The 16,721-nt window shown below is 66.1% G+C and carries 17 protein-coding genes; 13 read left to right on the forward strand and 4 right to left on the reverse strand.

The features are described 5' to 3' along the window. Window positions 1-25: 25 nt before the first annotated feature. From ACH82I_RS00085 to ACH82I_RS00145, 13 genes are all read left to right on the forward strand, one after another. On the forward strand, window positions 26-1,174 hold the full coding sequence (locus ACH82I_RS00085) for a group 1 glycosyl transferase (protein WP_413334628.1): 1,149 nt from the start codon (window positions 26-28) through the stop codon (window positions 1,172-1,174). Next, the gene (locus ACH82I_RS00090; protein ID WP_413334629.1) at window positions 1,171-2,850 is read left to right on the forward strand and encodes a CTP synthase; all 1,680 of its coding nucleotides are present in this window, start codon (window positions 1,171-1,173) and stop codon (window positions 2,848-2,850) included. The genes ACH82I_RS00085 and ACH82I_RS00090 overlap by 4 nt, the downstream gene beginning before the upstream one ends. Window positions 2,851-2,855: 5 nt before the next feature. Continuing rightward, on the forward strand, window positions 2,856-3,554 hold the full coding sequence (locus tag ACH82I_RS00095) for an NUDIX domain-containing protein (protein ID WP_413334631.1): 699 nt from the start codon (window positions 2,856-2,858) through the stop codon (window positions 3,552-3,554). A gap of 9 nt (window positions 3,555-3,563) precedes the next feature. Next, window positions 3,564-4,511: a site-specific tyrosine recombinase XerD gene (xerD, locus tag ACH82I_RS00100; protein ID WP_413334634.1), complete on the forward strand. Its 948-nt coding sequence runs from the start codon at window positions 3,564-3,566 to the stop codon at window positions 4,509-4,511. Between the two features lie 39 nt (window positions 4,512-4,550). Beyond that, window positions 4,551-5,420 (forward strand): ParA family protein, encoded by an 870-nt coding sequence (locus tag ACH82I_RS00105; RefSeq protein WP_413334638.1) that lies wholly within the window; start codon window positions 4,551-4,553, stop codon window positions 5,418-5,420. A gap of 110 nt (window positions 5,421-5,530) precedes the next feature. Continuing rightward, window positions 5,531-6,367, forward strand: a complete 837-nt coding sequence (locus ACH82I_RS00110; protein WP_413334641.1) for a segregation and condensation protein A — start codon at window positions 5,531-5,533, stop codon at window positions 6,365-6,367. Next, the gene (gene scpB / locus ACH82I_RS00115; protein ID WP_413334642.1) at window positions 6,364-7,017 is read left to right on the forward strand and encodes an SMC-Scp complex subunit ScpB; all 654 of its coding nucleotides are present in this window, start codon (window positions 6,364-6,366) and stop codon (window positions 7,015-7,017) included. Before ACH82I_RS00110 ends, scpB begins: the two co-directional genes overlap by 4 nt. A 43-nt stretch (window positions 7,018-7,060) precedes the next feature. Beyond that, window positions 7,061-7,921, forward strand: a complete 861-nt coding sequence (locus ACH82I_RS00120; RefSeq protein WP_413334645.1) for a pseudouridine synthase — start codon at window positions 7,061-7,063, stop codon at window positions 7,919-7,921. Next, a complete protein-coding gene (locus ACH82I_RS00125; protein WP_413334647.1) occupies window positions 7,918-9,033 on the forward strand; it encodes a prephenate dehydrogenase in 1,116 nt (371 codons plus the stop codon). Before ACH82I_RS00120 ends, ACH82I_RS00125 begins: the two co-directional genes overlap by 4 nt. Beyond that, window positions 9,030-9,689, forward strand: coding sequence for a (d)CMP kinase (gene cmk / locus ACH82I_RS00130; protein ID WP_230744340.1), 660 nt, complete (start codon window positions 9,030-9,032; stop codon window positions 9,687-9,689). The genes ACH82I_RS00125 and cmk overlap by 4 nt, the downstream gene beginning before the upstream one ends. Then, window positions 9,686-11,197 (forward strand): ribosome biogenesis GTPase Der, encoded by a 1,512-nt coding sequence (der, locus tag ACH82I_RS00135; protein WP_413334650.1) that lies wholly within the window; start codon window positions 9,686-9,688, stop codon window positions 11,195-11,197. Before cmk ends, der begins: the two co-directional genes overlap by 4 nt. Then, on the forward strand, window positions 11,198-12,577 hold the full coding sequence (locus ACH82I_RS00140; RefSeq protein ID WP_413334653.1) for an AI-2E family transporter: 1,380 nt from the start codon (window positions 11,198-11,200) through the stop codon (window positions 12,575-12,577). A gap of 122 nt (window positions 12,578-12,699) precedes the next feature. Next, window positions 12,700-13,326 (forward strand): L-threonylcarbamoyladenylate synthase, encoded by a 627-nt coding sequence (locus ACH82I_RS00145; RefSeq protein ID WP_230744337.1) that lies wholly within the window; start codon window positions 12,700-12,702, stop codon window positions 13,324-13,326. A gap of 16 nt (window positions 13,327-13,342) precedes the next feature. Here the strand turns inward: ACH82I_RS00145 and ACH82I_RS00150 are convergent, their stop codons facing one another. Genes ACH82I_RS00150 through ACH82I_RS00165 form a run of 4 tightly spaced genes read right to left on the reverse strand, consistent with a single transcriptional unit; the run spans window position 13,343 to window position 16,720 of the window. Continuing rightward, entirely contained in the window at window positions 13,343-14,047 is a 705-nt protein-coding gene (locus ACH82I_RS00150) for an ABC transporter ATP-binding protein (RefSeq protein WP_413334656.1), read from the reverse strand. Further along, a complete protein-coding gene (locus ACH82I_RS00155) occupies window positions 14,047-14,820 on the reverse strand; it encodes an ABC transporter ATP-binding protein (protein WP_413334659.1) in 774 nt (257 codons plus the stop codon). The genes ACH82I_RS00150 and ACH82I_RS00155 overlap by 1 nt, the downstream gene beginning before the upstream one ends. Continuing rightward, window positions 14,817-15,857 (reverse strand): branched-chain amino acid ABC transporter permease, encoded by a 1,041-nt coding sequence (locus ACH82I_RS00160; RefSeq protein ID WP_230744334.1) that lies wholly within the window; start codon window positions 15,855-15,857, stop codon window positions 14,817-14,819. Before ACH82I_RS00160 ends, ACH82I_RS00155 begins: the two co-directional genes overlap by 4 nt. Continuing rightward, window positions 15,854-16,720: a branched-chain amino acid ABC transporter permease gene (locus tag ACH82I_RS00165; protein WP_230744333.1), complete on the reverse strand. Its 867-nt coding sequence runs from the start codon at window positions 16,718-16,720 to the stop codon at window positions 15,854-15,856. Before ACH82I_RS00165 ends, ACH82I_RS00160 begins: the two co-directional genes overlap by 4 nt. Window position 16,721 lies beyond the last annotated feature (1 nt).

Genomic DNA, 16,721 nt, shown 5'->3' on the forward strand with positions numbered 1-16,721 from the left:
CCGAACGATTGAAAAGGATGAGGAAATGAGCGAATCCGGCGAGGTCCACCCACTGAGCGCAGACACCAGGATCCTGCATGTGCTCGCCGACACCACAGGCCCGGTCGTCGAAGTGGCGAAACTCGCTGTGCTCGGCCATCTGCGGGCCGGGTTCAAGGTCGCCGTCGCCGCCCACCGGTCGCTGCTGGGCACCTTCGGAGTCTCCGAAGAACTCGCGGACAACTTCCGTGAGATCGAACTCACCGCCCGGCGCAAGCTCACGACGGCCGACCCCGGAACCGCGTTCACACTCCACAAGCACTATCGTCACGTCGACATCGTCCACGCCCACGGCCTGCACGCGTCCACCCTGGCCGGTCTCGCCTTCACGGGACTGCCCGCCCGCCTGCACCCGAAGGTCGTCGCGACGATCGAATCCTTCGACTCCGCGAACGTCATCGACAAGACCGGAGCCGAGATCGTCGGCCGCACCGCCACCGCCATCCTCGGCACCACCGAACCCGTCGTCGACTACTTCGGTGAGAAGGTGCCCGTCGTCGAACGCGCCGAACTCGTCCACCCCGACATCGACGTCGACCTCACGGTCCGCACCCCGCGCGCCGAGGTGCGCAAGGACCTCGGCATCGGCGAGGGCACCTGGATGATCGCCACCCCCATCGCCCTGCGCGACCACACCGCGCTGGCCACCGTCCTCGACGCCGCCGACCAGATCAACCAGAAGCGCCCTGACCGCAATGTCGTCACGGTGCTCACCGGCACCGGCAAGGACCGCTCCACGATCGAACGGGCGTTCTCCGACCGCGGCGTCATCGTCGCGGCCGCCGGTGACCTCGTCGACGTGGTCGCTGCCGCCGATGTCGTCATCGCCAGTGAGTCGATGACCGGACTTTCCCACGAAGACCTCATGCAGCTGTCGAAGCCCGCGGTCTTCATCGGCAGCGCCCGACGCGCCGGAATCTGGGGCGAGGCCGCCCGCAGCGTCGACCCGGACAACACCGAGGCGCTGCTGCGTGAGATCAATCATCTTCTCGACGATCCCGCCGGTCGCGGCTCGCAGGCCGTGGCCGCGAAGAAGCGGGTCATCGACGTCCAGGACGGGGCGGCGATCTCCGCGACGCTGCTCGATCTCTACGCCGAGGTCGCCGCGACGCCGGAATCGGCCGCCGGACTTTGATAGAATCAAATCCCGTGGTGAATCGAACTGCCCCAGGCGGCACAAACACGGCAAAGCACATCTTCGTCACGGGAGGCGTCGCCTCCTCGTTGGGTAAGGGACTGACGGCCTCGAGCCTCGGCCACCTGCTCACCCAGCGCGGCCTCACAGTGGCCATGCAGAAGCTGGATCCCTACCTCAACGTCGATCCCGGCACGATGAACCCCTTCCAGCACGGTGAGGTCTTCGTCACCGAGGACGGCGCCGAGACCGATCTCGACATCGGCCACTACGAGCGCTTCCTCGACAACGACCTCGACGGGGCGGCCAACGTCACCACAGGCCAGGTCTACTCCTCGGTCATCGCCAAGGAGCGCCGCGGCGCCTACCTGGGAGATACCGTCCAGGTCATTCCGCACATCACCGATGAGATCAAGTCGCGGATGCGGGCCCAGGCCGAACGCCCCGAGGCGGACCGACCCGATGTCATCATCACCGAGATCGGCGGCACCGTCGGCGACATCGAGTCCCAGCCCTTCCTCGAGGCGGCCCGGCAGATCCGTCACGACGTCGGCCGCGACAACGTCTTCTTCATCCACGTCTCCCTCGTGCCCTACCTCGGGCCCTCGGGAGAGCTGAAGACCAAACCCACCCAGCATTCCGTGGCGATGCTGCGCTCGATCGGCATCCAGCCCGATGCGATCGTGCTCCGCTCCGACCGGGAGCTGCCCGATTCGATCCGCGCGAAGATCGCCTCCTCCTGCGATGTCGACACCGAGGCCGTCGTGTCCTGCGTCGATGCCCGCAGCATCTACGACATCCCGAAGGTCCTCCATGACGGCGGTCTCGACGTCTACGTCATCCGCCGCCTCAACCTGCCCTTCCGTGATGTCGACTGGACGAAGTGGGACCGCGTCCTCGAACTGGTCCACAACCCCGCCCATGAGGTCACCATCGGCATCGTCGGCAAATACATCGACCTGCCCGACGCCTACCTCTCGGTGACCGAGGCCCTGCGTCACGGCGGCTTCGCCAACAATGCTCGGGTCAAGGTCGAATGGATCCAGTCCGATGACTGCGACACACCCGAGGGTGCGGCGAAGGCCCTGGCCGGACTCGACGCGATCTGCGTGCCCGGCGGCTTCGGCATCCGCGGCATCGAGGGCAAGCTGGGTGCGCTCGAATACACCCGCACCCACCAGATCCCGACGCTGGGCCTGTGCCTGGGCCTGCAGTGCATGGTCATCGAATACGCACGCAACGTCGCCGGCATCGAGGAGGCTTCGTCCTCCGAGTTCGACCCCGACACGCAGGTGCCGGTGATCGCGACCATGGCCGAACAGCTCTCCATCGTCGACGGCGAAGGTGACCTGGGCGGCACCATGCGACTGGGCACCTACGAGGCGAAGCTGGGCGACGACAGCGTCGTCGCCGGAGTCTACGGATCCACCCAGATCCAGGAACGCCACCGTCACCGCTACGAGGTCAACAACGCCTACCGCGATGAGCTCGCCGAGGCGGGGCTCGTGTTCTCGGGCACCTCACCGAACGGTGAGCTGGTGGAGTTCGTCGAACTTCCGACCGCCGACCACCCGTACTACGTCTCGACTCAGGCTCACCCCGAGCTCAAGTCCCGTCCGACGCGGCCGCACCCGCTCTTCGCCGGTCTCGTCGCCGCAGCCCTGAAGAGGCAGTGAGCGGAGTGGGCGAGCTGCACGACGAGCCGTATACGCCGGAGATCACCGACTCCGAGGTGGTCTACCGGGGTGCCGTGTGGAACATCGTCCGCGACACCTTCGACCTGCCGGAGGCCAAAGGGCTCGTCCGCGACCTCATGGCCCACTCCGGTGCCGTGGCCGTGGCCTGTGTGAACGAGAACAGGGAGATCCTCCTCGTTCAGCAGTACCGTCATCCCGTGCGCGCCCGCCTGTGGGAGGTGCCCGCCGGACTGCTCGACATTCCCGGCGAGGACCCCTTCGACGCGGCGCAGCGCGAACTCGCCGAAGAGGCCGATCTCGTCGCCGCCCGCTGGGAAGTCCTCAGCGACTCCTGCCTGACCCCGGGCGGCAGCAGCGAATCCATCCGCCTCTACCTCGCCCGCGACTTCAGCTTCGTTCCCGAAGCCGAACGCCACGAACGCAGCGAGGAAGAGGCAGGATTCGCCTACCGCTGGGTGAGCATCGACGAGGCGCTCGAGGCGATCGGAGCCGGGAAGATCACGAACTCCATCGCCCAGCTCGCGATCCTCCAGGTCTCCCGGGTGCTGCAGGCCGAGGCCGCGGGCCAGCCCATGCGCACCCGCGAGGTCGGGTCACCTCGGCGCCTCGTCGACGGCCGGGACGACCTGGCCGGCCGTGCCGGGGTCGACGGCCGGGACGACTTGGCCGACCGGGACGACTGAGGGTCCACCGTGGCCCGGCACGGCGCCGAACTCCTTCCCGACCTCCCCGGTGACCTGCGCCCGGGCTTCGAGTCCTATCTGGCCTCCCTGCGCTTCGAACGCGGCCTGTCGCTGAACTCCATCGACGCCTACGCCCGTGACCTCGGCCGTTACGGAATCTGGCTGGGCGAGCAGGGGATCGGCCGCCTCGGCGAGGTCGACCGAGCACGCATCGAAGCCTTCGCCCTCCACCTCCTCGACTCGGGATTGGCGGCGCGCACCCGTGCCCGCGCTCTCGTCGCGGTGAGGCGCTTCCACGGCTTTGCACTCACGGAGAACCTCACGCCCACCGACCCGGCTTCCGAGGTCAGCCCGCCGCAGGAGGGACTGCGTCTGCCCAAGGCACTCTCCCTCGATGACATCGAAGCGCTGCTGGCCACCACGGCCGGGGAGGAACCGGTCCAGATCCGGGCCGCAGCGCTGCTCGAACTCCTCTACGCGACCGGGGCCAGGATCTCCGAGGCCGTGGGCGTCGACCTCGACGACCTCGACTTGGAGACCCAGCTGGTCCGCGTCTACGGCAAGGGCGGGAAGGAACGCATCGTGCCCTTCGGCTCGCATGCGGCGACCGCCCTGGGGGCCTGGGTGAGCCGGGTGCGTCCGACCATGGCGGCCAAGGCAAAGGCGAACTCACCGGCCGGGGCACTGTTCCTCAACGCCCGCGGCACCCGGCTCTCACGACAGAGCGCCTGGCAGATCGTCAAGGACGCAGCCGAACACGCCGGACTCGAGGTGGAGGTGTCCCCGCACACCTTCCGACACTCCTTCGCCACGCACCTGCTCGAGGGCGGGGCGGACATCCGCGTGGTCCAGGAACTGCTCGGACACGCCTCGGTGACGACGACGCAGATCTATACGAAGGTCTCCGAGGAGACATTGCGGGAAGTGTACGCGACCTCGCACCCTCGGGCGCGGTAGGGTTGGATCGAAGAGCAACGAAAGGTGGCCATCCGAGTGATGAATACGCAACAGGCGTTGGACATCCCCAATGCGAAGTCCGCTGAGGCACAGGCACAGGACTTTCCCGAACCGGCACCGCTGGATTCGCATGGGCCCGCCCGCATCATCGCGATGGTCAACCAGAAGGGCGGGGTCGGCAAGACCACCTCGTCGATCAACCTCGGCGCCTCTTTGGCCGCGTACGGACGCAAGGTCCTCCTCGTCGACTTCGACCCGCAGGGGGCGCTCTCGGTGGGGCTGGGACTCAACCCCAACGACCTCGAGATCAGCGTCTACAACCTGCTGATGAACCCCCGACTCGACCCGCACGAGGTCATCGTCGAGACCGACTTCGACGACATCGACGTCCTCCCGGCCAACATCGACCTCTCCGCCGCCGAGGTCCAGCTCGTGGGCGAAGTCGCCCGCGAGCAGGTCCTCGCCCGGGCACTTGCGAAGGTCGCCGACGAATACGATGTCGTGCTCATCGACTGCCAGCCCTCGCTGGGCCTGCTCACCGTCAATGCGCTGACCGCCGCGCACGGAGTGATCATCCCGCTCGAGACCGAGTTCTTCGCCCTCCGCGGTGTCGCCCTCCTCGTGGAGACCATCGAGAAGGTCCAGGACCGCCTCAACCCCTCGCTCGAGATCGACGGGATCCTCGCGACGATGTTTGACTCGCGGACCCTGCACTCGAAGGAGGTCATGTCGCGGGTCACCGAGGCCTTCGACGACAAGGTCTTCAGCACCGTCATCAGCCGCACCGTGAAGTTCCCCGACGCCTCCGTTGCGGCCGAACCGATCACCAGCTTCGCTCCGAAGCACCCCGGCTCCGAGGCCTACCGCAAGCTGGCCAGGGAGCTCATCTCCCGCGGAGGCGCACCCTGAGCGAGACTGTCCTCAGTGTCAACGGGGAGGCCGACGGCGACGGTGCCGTCGGCGAGACCCCGGACTCGAACGAGTCGGCCGAGACCTCCGCGCAGGGCTTCCAGGTCGAGTTGGAGAACTTCTCCGGCCCCTTCGACCTGCTGCTCGGGCTGATCTCGAAGCGTCGTCTCGACGTCACGGAGATCGCCCTGGCCGAAGTCACCGACGAGTTCATCGCCTACACCACCGAGCTCAAGGATCGGGCGAATCTTGCCGAGATCTCCCAGTTCCTCCTCGTCGCCGCGACCCTGCTCGATCTCAAGGTCGCCCGACTCCTCCCGCACGAAGAGGGTGAGGAGGTGCTCGACCTCGAACTCCTCGAGGCCCGCGACCTCCTCTTCGCCCGGCTCCTGCAGTACAAGGCCTACAAGTCCGTGTCCGGCTACCTCGCCGAGACGATGGCCGCCGGCTCCATCCGGGCACCCCGGGACGTCGGCCTCGAACCCGAGTTCCAGGACGTGCTGCCGCCCCTGCAGCTGGGCATCGGCCCCGGTGAGCTGGCCGGGATTTTCGCCACCGTGCTCCAACGCGACCACACTCCACCGAGCGTGGCCGTCGACCACATCCACCTGCCGCTGGTCAGCGTCTCCGAACAGCGCGGACACATCCTGTCCCTGCTGCGGGCCGGGGACGTGGACTTCCAGTCCCTGCTCGAGACCGCGGAGAACACCCTCGTCGTCGTCGCCCGGTTCCTTGCTCTGCTCGAACTCTTCAAGGTCGGACTCTGCGACTTCGACCAGGAGGAGCCGCTGGGCCCGCTGCTCATCCAACGTACGGAGACGAGCGAGGACGGAGTCGACCTGCGCACCGAAGGCGCATGGAGCGCCGAGGAGGACGAGACGGCCGACGGAGACATCGTGGACGAAACCGTCGACGGGGACGTCGTGGACGAGAACGAGGACGAATGATGATCGATGACGAAGTGCTCGCCGGCATCGAAGCAGTGCTGATGATCACCGACACCGCGGTGAGCACCGCGGAGCTCGCCACCGCCCTCGGCCTCGAGGAGGGCACCGTGGACGAGGCGATCGCGACCCTCAAGGCCGACTACGACGGCGACGAGACCCACCGGCAGCGCGGATTCGAGATCCGCCACGTTGCCGGGGGCTTCCGCATCTTCTCCCGCGGTGACTACCACGAGGTCGTCAAGGACTTCCTCACCTCGGGACAGAGCGCGAAGCTCTCCCAGGCCGCCCTCGAAACGCTCGCCGTCATCGCCTACCGGCAGCCCATCTCCCGGCCCCGCATCGCCGCGATCCGCGGGGTCAGCGTCGACGGCGTGATCCGGACCCTGCTGCTGCGCGGACTCATCGTCGAAGCCGGGAAGGAGGCGACCACCTCGGCGCTGCTCTACGCCACCACCCCGACCTTCCTCGACACCCTGGGGATGAACAGCCTCGATGACCTGCCCGAGCTCGCCCCCTACCTGCCCGAAGACGCCGACGTGGCCGAACTCGGCTCGCAAGACACCGAGGTGCTCGCCGCCGTCGACGAACTCGACGAAGACCTCGAGGACGATCCGGGCAGCCCGGGGCAGCCCTCACTCGCACGAGAATGATGTCGATGTCACGAGTTGCCGTTTGATTTGAGAGAATGGACCCATGAGTCCATACCGTGATCCCCGCGCACCCGGCGGCCGCCAGAACCGTCCGAGCCGAAAACAGCGTGCCAGCACCGCCTCGAAGCCTGCCAAGCAGGCGGGTTCGGGCTCCGGCCAGACATCGGATGCCCATGTCAGCGGGGGTGTGCGCCTGCAGAAGATCCTCGCCGAGGCGGGGCTGGGGTCGCGTCGTGCCTGCGAGCAGCTCATCCTCGACGGACGGGTCGAGGTCGACGGGAGCATCGTCACCGAGCTGGGCACCCGGATCGACCCGGAAACGCAGTCCGTGTACGTGGACACGGTGAGAATCGCGACACAGACCAAGAAGGTCTACCTCGTGCTCAACAAGCCCGCCGGAGTCGTCTCGACCATGAGCGATCCAGAGGGACGGCCCTGCCTGGCCGACTACACACGCAACAACATCGAACGGCTTTTCCACGTCGGACGCCTCGACACCGACACCGAAGGCCTCATCCTGCTGACCAACGACGGGGAGCTGAGCAACCGTCTGGCGCACCCGCGGTACGAGATCCCGAAGACCTACCTCGCGCAGGTCAGGGGACAGCTGGCCAAGGATGCCGGTGCCCGACTCAAGACGGGAATGGACCTCGAGGACGGCTTCACCAAGGTCGATGACTTCAAACTCGTCGATTCGACCCCCGGCCACTCCGTCGTCGAACTCACCCTGCATTCGGGCAAGAACCGGATCGTGCGCCGACTGATGGAAGAGGTCGGCAATCCCGTCGAACGCCTTGTGCGCACCAGGTTCGGCCCGATCGTCCTCGACGAACAGCGGCAGGGCAAGATCCGTCCGCTGCGCTCTGACGAGGTCGGCGAACTCTTCGAGGCCGTCGGATTGTGAGAGTCCACATCATCGGCACCGGGCTCCTCGGTGCCAGCCTCGGGCTCGCGCTGAGTGCGCAGCAGCACCGAGTCACCCTCGAAGACACCTCACCGACCGCCCAGCAGCTCGCCGCCGACCTCGGCGCCGGGGTGCTGGCGGCCGGGGGATCGGCCGATCCGGACATCGTCGTCGTCGCGACCCCGCCGGACGTCGCAGCCCGGGTCATCGCCTCGGCGCTGGAGACCTACCCCGAGGCCACCGTCACCGATGTCGCGAGCATCAAGACCCGCCTCCTCGAATCGGTGCGTGCGCTGGTGTCCGAACGCGATCTCGACCGCTACATCGGGTGCCACCCGATGGCCGGACGGGAACGCTCCGGAGCCATCGCCGCCCGCTCGGACCTGTTCACGGCCCGACCCTGGGTGATCTGCTCGGATGAGAACACTCCGGTCGACCGCCTCGGCGCGGTCATCGCCATGGCCGAGTCCACCGGCGGCTCCGTCATCCACCTCGATCCGCGGATCCACGATGCCGCGGTGGCGAAGGTCTCCCACGTTCCGCAGGTGCTTGCCTCCCTCGTCGCCTCCCAGTTGCGCCACGCGCCGCTCGAGGAGATCTCCCTGGCCGGACAGGGACTGCGCGATGTCACCCGGATCGCCGCTTCGGATCCGCGTCTGTGGACGCAGATCCTCGCCGGCAACGCCGAAGAGATCCGCATGGTGCTGCTCGACCTGCGCACGGAACTCGACGAGGTCATCGGCGCCCTCGAGATCGGGGACGACTCCGGAGATCTGCGCCCCGGTGCCACCGGAGTGATCGCGAAGGCGATCGCCATGGGCAACGAAGGTCACGATCGGATTCCGGGCAAGCACGGTCAGGCACCGACCGCCTATGCTGTTGTCACGATCCTCATCCCGGACACGCCCGGGAGTCTGGCCAGGCTGTTCAACGACATCGGCGATCTGGGCATCAACGTCGAGGACTTCCGGATGGACCATGCCCCGGGTCGCAGACTCGGCATCGTCGATGTCTCCGTGGTGCCGGCCACCCAGCAGGAGCTGGAAATCGGATTGCTGTCGAAGGGATGGCAGATTCCCGAATCCGCCATCGAGAAAGAAGGAATTGCATGAGCGTCGTAGCCATTGACGGGCCCAGCGGAGTGGGGAAGTCGAGCACCGCCAAGGAGGTGGCCCGCAGGCTTCGCTACCAGTACCTCGACACCGGCGCGATGTACCGGGCGATGGCCTGGCTGTGCCTCAACCGCGGGGTCACCGATCCCGTCGACGTCCTCGAGCAGGTCCGCGGAGTCGACCTCGAGATCTCGACCGATCCCGATGAGTTCTTCGTCTCCGTCGACGGCATCGACGTCAGCGAGGAGATCCGCGAAGCCGAGGTCTCCGAGAACGTGCAGACCGTCTCCGCGGTCGTCGACGCACGTGAAGAGCTCATCGACATGCAGCGCCAGTACATCGCGGCGGCCGGAGACGGCATCGTCGTCGAAGGCCGCGACATCACCACCGTCGTCGCTCCTGACGCGCAGGTTCGCATCCTCATGACCGCCCGCGACGAGGTGCGCGTGGCCCGCCGGGCCAAGGAGCTGCACGGCAATGCCGACGCCGAGGCGATCGCCGCCACCCAATCCCAGGTCACCGGCCGCGACGCCAAGGACTCGGCGACGACGAGCTTCCTCGAAGCCGCCGACGGCGTCTACACACTCGATACCAGCGACATCGACTTCGACCAGGTGGTCGAGACGGTGCTGCAGCTGGTGAAGGACTCACAATGACCGAACCCGAATTCCACGAGAACCCCGACGAGAACCTCGCCGAGCGTCTCGAACACATCAGCGACGAGGAGGCCGAGCAGCGGGCGACCGCGCTCGAGGCCGGACTCGAGAGCTATGAGCTCGAAGACGCGGACCGCGCCCTGCTCGAGGCCCGCGGCTTCGAGTTCGAGGACGAAGAGGTGCTCGGGGCCGCTCCCGTCCTCGCCGTCGTCGGACGCCCGAACGTCGGCAAGTCGACCCTGGTCAACAGGATCCTCGGCCGTCGCGAGGCCGTCGTCGAGGATGTTCCCGGCGTCACCCGCGACCGGGTGAGCTACCGCGCGGAATGGAATCTCAAGGAGTTCACCCTCGTCGACACCGGCGGTTGGGATCAGGACTCGAAGGGCATGGCCTCGCGGATCGCGATCCAGTCGGAGATCGCCGTGGACATGGCCGATGCCGTGGTCCTCGTCGTCGATGCGACGACCGGACCGACCTCGACCGATGAGATGGTCGTGAAGATGCTGCGCCGGAAGAAGAAGCCCGTCCTCCTCGCGGCGAACAAGGTCGATGACGAACGCGGCGAACTCATGGCCGCCGAACTCTGGGGACTCGGCCTCGGCCAGCCCTGGACGGTCTCTGCCCTGCACGGTCGGGGAGTGGCCGATCTCCTCGACGAGGTGCTCACGGTTCTGCCCGAAGTCTCCGCCGTCGACACCCGGATCGAAGAGGGCGGCCCGCGCCGGGTGGCTCTCGTCGGACGTCCGAACGTCGGCAAGTCCTCCCTGCTCAACCAGCTGATCGGCTCCGACCGTGTGCTCGTCGACAATGTCGCCGGCACCACCCGTGACCCGGTCGATGAGCTCATCGACCTCGGCGGGAAGCAGTGGCGGTTCGTCGACACCGCAGGAATCCGCAGGCGTGCCCATCAGGCCAGCGGCGCCGATTTCTATGCGGCGCTGCGGACGCAGACCGCGCTGGAACGCGCCGAGGTGGCCCTCGTCCTCCTCGAGGTCCAGGAACCGCTGAGTGAGCAGGACGTTCGCATCGTCACCACCGCCGCCGAGGCGGGGCGTGCGGTCGTGCTCGCCTTCAACAAATGGGACCTGCTCGACGACGAACGTCGCTTCTACCTCGAACGCGAGATCGAACGCGATCTGGGACATGTGGCCTGGGCCCCGAGAGTGAACATCTCTGCAAAGACCGGTCGGCATGCCGAGAAGCTCGTTCCCGCGATGGAGACCGCGCTGGCCAGCTGGGACACGCGCATCCCGACGGGACGACTCAACGCCTTTCTCGGTGAACTCGTCGCCGCCAACCCGCACCCTGTGCGCGGCGGCAAGCAGCCGCGGATCCTCTTCGGCACGCAGGCGCAGTCGCGGCCGCCGAAGTTCGTGCTCTTCACCACCGGGTTCCTCGATCCCGGCTATCGTCGCTACATCGTCAGGCGTCTGCGTGAGACCTTCGGGTTCAAGGGGACACCCATCGAGGTGTCGATGCGCATTCGGGAGAAGCGGCGAGGACGCTGAATGACCGATGATGCTCGGGACGTGAGGCGGGGATCCGAAGACGATCCCACGCAGGGAGCGGGGGAGACCTCGCAGGAGGAAGTGCCCACTCAGGTGCACGGCGATGCGTCAGATGCCCGAGCCTCGGCGGGGGATGACGCTGCCGCCTCGGCCGAGGATTCCCCTTCGGTCGCCTCGGTGGTCGGTGCCGACTCGAACGTCGATGTTGCCTCGACCATCGGCGCGGACTCGACTGCCGGTTCCGACTCGAACTCGGGAGCCGCCTCGGCGGCCTCAGCCGAACAGCACCCGACGGGCGAACGGGCGTGGCATGCGAAGCCGCTGCCGCGGGCACTCATCATCGCGCTGACCCTGGCCGGGGTGGCGTATGCCCTGATGTTCTTCCGCGGACTCCAGGACATCATCGCCCCCGTGTTCCTGGCCCTGAACTTCTACATCGTCGTCTACCCGCTGCAGAAGTTCCTCACCCGGGTGAAGGTGCCCCGCGCCATCGGAGCGAGCATCTCGGTGGTGCTGGTGCTGTGCATGATCCTCGCGTTCTTCGGCCTCACCGCGTGGTCGGTCGCCGAACTCGTCATCCTCATCCCCAGCTACAGCAACGAACTCGTCACGACGTATCAGAACATGCTCGCGTTCCTCTCCGACATCGGCGTGACCTCTTCGGTGATCGAACAGCAGCTCAGCCAGTTCAACGTCCGTTCGATCATCGACGCCGTCTACCCGCTGCTGACGAACGTGTCGATGGTGGCCGGACTGCTCACGACCGTGGTCATGGCCGTGTTCTTCGTCGCCATGGACTCCTTGGGCATCGACCGGCGGATGCGCATGCTCCTCGACATCAAACCCGCGTTCTCGACATCATTGGGCGACTTCGCCAGCGGTGTGCGCCGCTACTGGGTCGTGGCCACGATCTTCGGCCTCATCGTCGCATTCCTCGACGTCATCGCCCTGGCGATCATCGACGTGCCGCTGGTGTGGGTGTGGGGTGTGCTCGCATTCCTGACAAACTACATCCCCAACATCGGGTTCGTCATCGGACTGATTCCGCCGGCTCTGCTCGCCCTTGTCGACAGCGGATGGCAGTCGGGACTGTGGGTCATCATCGCCTACAGCGTGCTCAACTTCGTCATCCAGGCGATCATCCAACCGAAGTTCACCGGTGAGTCCGTGGGGGTGACTCCGCTGATTTCGTTCCTTTCGCTGTTGTTCTGGGTATGGGTCCTCGGCTGGCTGGGTGCGCTCTTGGCGCTTCCGGCCACCCTGCTGCTCAAGGCGCTGCTCGTCGATGCGGACCCGCGGGCGAAATGGGTGAACATCCTGCTCGCCTCGGATCCGGAGACGGCACGGGTCGAATCCGAGAAGAGCCTCGTCGAGAGCTGAGCGGGAACATCCCGCTGAGGCCTGACTAGCAACATCTGTCCGAAGGCTGACCCGGGACATCTGTCCGAAAACCGACTGGGCCGGGCTCTCGCTCTCTCGCTTCTGAGTCGATAGCATGAGGTATGGCGAATCTACTGAAGATCCATCCCGAGAACCCGCAGAACCGTTTGATCGAACAGGCGGCGCAGTCCCTGAGGGACGGCGGCCTCATCGCCTATCCGACCGACTCGTGCTACGCGCTCGGCTGTGCGCTCGACAACAAGGCCGGCATCGAGCGGATCACGCGGATCCGCAACCTCGACTCGAAACACCATTTCACGCTCATGTGCCACGACTTCGCCCAGCTGGGCCAGTTCGTCATCGTCGACAACTCCGACTTCCGGGCGATCAAATCGATGACTCCCGGACCCTTCACCTTCATCATGAAGGCGACGAAGGAGGTGCCGCGGAGGATGATGCACCCGAAGAAGCACTCGGTGGGCGCACGCATTCCGCAGAACGTCACCGCCCTGGCGCTCGTCGAAGCCATGGGGGAGCCGATCCTGTCCTCGACGCTCCTGCTGCCCGATGACGACGATCCGCTCACTCACGCCGAGGATGTCGTCGACCGCATCGGCAACGACGTCGACATCGTCATCGAGTCCGGCACCCCAGGAGTCGTGCCGACCTCCGTCATCGACTTCACCGGTCGCTTTCCCGAGGTCGCCCGGGTCGGCGCCGGGGACGTGTCACGCTTCCTCGACGAGTGAGCGTGACACGTCCCGCTCAGAGCCCGAGGTAGGCGGCCTGCACCTGCGGATTATCAAGCAGTTTCGCGGCATCATCGGCGAGCACCACCCGTCCTTCGGCGAGGACGTAGCCGCGGTGGGCGATCGCCAGCGAGGCCTTGGCGTTCTGTTCGCTGAGCAGCACGCCGATTCCGTTGCTGTTGATCTGGGCCACGGACTCGAGCACCTGTTCGACCACAAGAGGCGCCAAGCCCATCGACGGTTCGTCGAGGATGAGCAGACTCGGATCGGACATGAGTGCCCGGCCGATGGCCACCATCTGCTGCTGTCCGCCAGAGAGTGACCCTGCCGGCTGCTTCGCCTTCTCCTTGAGAATCGGGAACAGCTCGAACACCTCGGCGAGGATCTCCTCGGTGCGGGTGCGATTCCGGTGCGGGTAGGTGCCCAAGCGCAGATTCTTCTCGACCGACATCTTGCCGAACAGGTGCCTTCCCTCCGGACAGTGAGCGATTCCGCGTTTGACGATCGTGTTCGGTCGGGCCCGCCCGATCTGCCGGTCCGCGTAGGTGATCGTGCCCGACCGGGTTCGCAGCAGTCCGCTGATCGTCTTGAACAACGTGGTCTTGCCGGACCCGTTGGCCCCGAGGATGACGGTGAGCTCACCCGGCTTGGCGGTGATGCTGACACCGTGGAGGACATCTGTCGCGTCATAGCCGGTGCTGACATTCTCAAGGGTGAGCATCAGTTCTCCTCCTGCTTCGTGGACCCGAGATAGGCCTTGATCACGTCCGGATTCGACTGGATCTCGGCGGGCGTGCCCAGTGCCAGCTTCTGGCCGTGGTCGAGGACGAGGATCGTGTCCGCGAGATCCATGATCATCGACATCTTGTGTTCGACGAGGAGGACGGAGACTCCCCGCTGCGGCAGCGAGCGGATGAGATTGCCGAAGTCCGCGGTCTCCTCCTCGGGGATTCCGCCGGCAGGCTCGTCGAGGAGCATCAGCACGGGTTCGGTGGCGAGTGCCATGGCCACGGCCGTGCGCTTCTGCACTTCCTGCGGCACATTCGATGCCAAGTCGTGCCGGTAGTCCCCGACACCGCAGTACTCGAGCGCCTCGAGGGCCTTGTCTTCGTTGATCCGAGCCTCACGCCGGTGCCGTGGAGTGTGGAAGACCGCATCGAAGATGTTCGACCGCGAACGGACGATCCTGCCCGCCAGGACGTTCTCCAGCAGGGTGCTGTCGTCGAAGAGGTGGGTGGTCTGGAAGGTGCGGGCGATGCCCTCGGCCACGGTCGCATGCGGGGAGGAGTGGGTGATGTCGCGCCCGTTGAAGCTCACCGCTCCTGCGCTCGGGCGATAGAACCCGTGCACGAGGTTGAACAGCGTCGACTTGCCCGCACCGTTGGGGCCGATGACTGCGGTGATGCGTCCTTCCTCGACATCGAGGCTGACATCCTTGACGGCGTCGAGCCCGCCGAAGCGTTTGCCGAGTCCGCGGATTTCGAGCAGAGTCATTTCGTCTCCTCGCTGGTGGTGGTCTCCATCGGTTCTGCGGCGCCCCTGGCCTCGTCGGTGCTGCGGGTCTCGGCGATTCTTCGCCGACGGTTGCGTCGGTCGACGAAGCCGCCCAGGTACCCGACGATCCCGCGCGGGGCGAAGATGACGAGGGCGATGATGATCGGACCGAGCACGATGAACCGGTAGGCCTGGAAGTCCTGGAAGAACTCGAACAGGAACGTCACGATCATGCTGCCGATCAGCGGACCGGCCACCGTGCCCATGCCGCCGACGAGGATGAACATGAGGAATTCGAAGGTCTTGTCCACAGAGGCCGCATCCGGGCCGATGAACCCGACCACGGAGGCGTAGAGGCCGCCTCCGATCCCGCCGAACACGGCCGAGGCGGCGAAGGCCAGCTGCTTGCTCAGACCCACCTTGACCCCGATCGCATCGGCGAGGTCTTCGCTGGTTCGGATGGTCAGCAGCGTCCGTCCGACCCCCGAGCGGCGAATCGCATAGGTGATGTAGACGCAGACGAGGAGGATGACGAAGACGAGGTAGAACATCGCGGTCGGGTCGCTGAAGTCGATGAGGTCGCCGGCCTCGGGGAACTTCACATTGTTGACCCCGGAATGGGCATGGGTCACCGCTTCCCAGCGGCTGATAGTGAGATAGATGATGAACCCGATGGCCATGGTGAAGATCGCGAAGTACTCATCCCGCGTCCGCAGCGCGATGAGACCGGAGAGATAGCCGACGACCGCGGTGCCGATCACGGCGAGGGCGAAGGCCGACCAGAACGACCAGTCGTAGTCGGTGGTGAGCAGTCCGACCGTGTAGGCGCCGATGCCGAAGAAGCCGCCCTGCGCCAGGGAGAGCTGCCCGGTGAAGCCGAGGATGATGTTCATGCCGTAGACGGCGATCGCGGCGCACAGGCCGGTGGTGATCACGCGCATGATGTAGTTCTCATCGCCGAATGCCAGCGGTGCCGCCGCGATGATGACGAGCAGCGCCAGGGTTCCGATGTTCCGGGGGTTCTTCAGTGCGCTCATCGCTGCACCGCCTTGGTGAACAGGCCCGTGGGTCTGATGGCGAGCACCGCCACCAGGACGATGAAGGCCACTGCCTCGCCGACTGCCGAGGAGATGTACGTCGAGGTCATCGTCTCTGCGATCGCCAGGGCGAAGCCGCCGATGATCGCTCCCGGCAGAGAACCGAGTCCGCCGAGGATGATGATGGCGAAGACCTTGAGATTGAGGGCGTCGCCCATGGTCGGCGAGAGCAGATTGATCGGAGAGACCAGTCCGGCGGCGATGGTCGCCAGCAGCGCCGAGAGGCCGAGGGTGAGCATCGAGACCATGCTCGGATTGATCCCGACGAGGGCCGCACCCGTGCGATCCTGTTCGATCGCCTCGATCGTCTGACCGTGGATAGAGCGCTTGATGAACCAGGTGAGCAGCGCGAGCACGACGACGGCAGTGATGATGATGACGATCCGCTGTGCGGAGATCTCCGCGCCGAGGATGTGGAGGCTGCCCGTGATCGGCGTGTCCATGCGTCGGAAGTCGGCTCCCCAGATCACCTGGGCAAGTGATTGGAAGAAGAACATCGCCCCGACTGCGGCGATCATATGGTGGGTGTGCGGGGAGTTCCGCAGGGGATGGAAGACGAGCCGTTCGAGCCCGACGCCGACGACGAAGAGGACGAGTGCGGCGATCCCGATGGCGGCCAGATAGGGCACCCCGAGCGTGGCCAGGAAGAAGTACGTGACGTAGGCGCCGAGCATGTAGAGAGCGCCGTGGGCGAGGTTCGGAATGCGCAGCACACCGAAGACGAGCGTCAGACCGATGGCGGCCAGACAGTACACGCCCCCGAGCGCGAGCCCGTTGAAGAGCTGTTGGATGAAGAGAGTCATT

This window comes from Brevibacterium sp. GP-SGM9 (assembly GCF_047300845.1).
Taxonomy (GTDB): Bacteria; Actinomycetota; Actinomycetes; order Actinomycetales; family Brevibacteriaceae; genus Brevibacterium.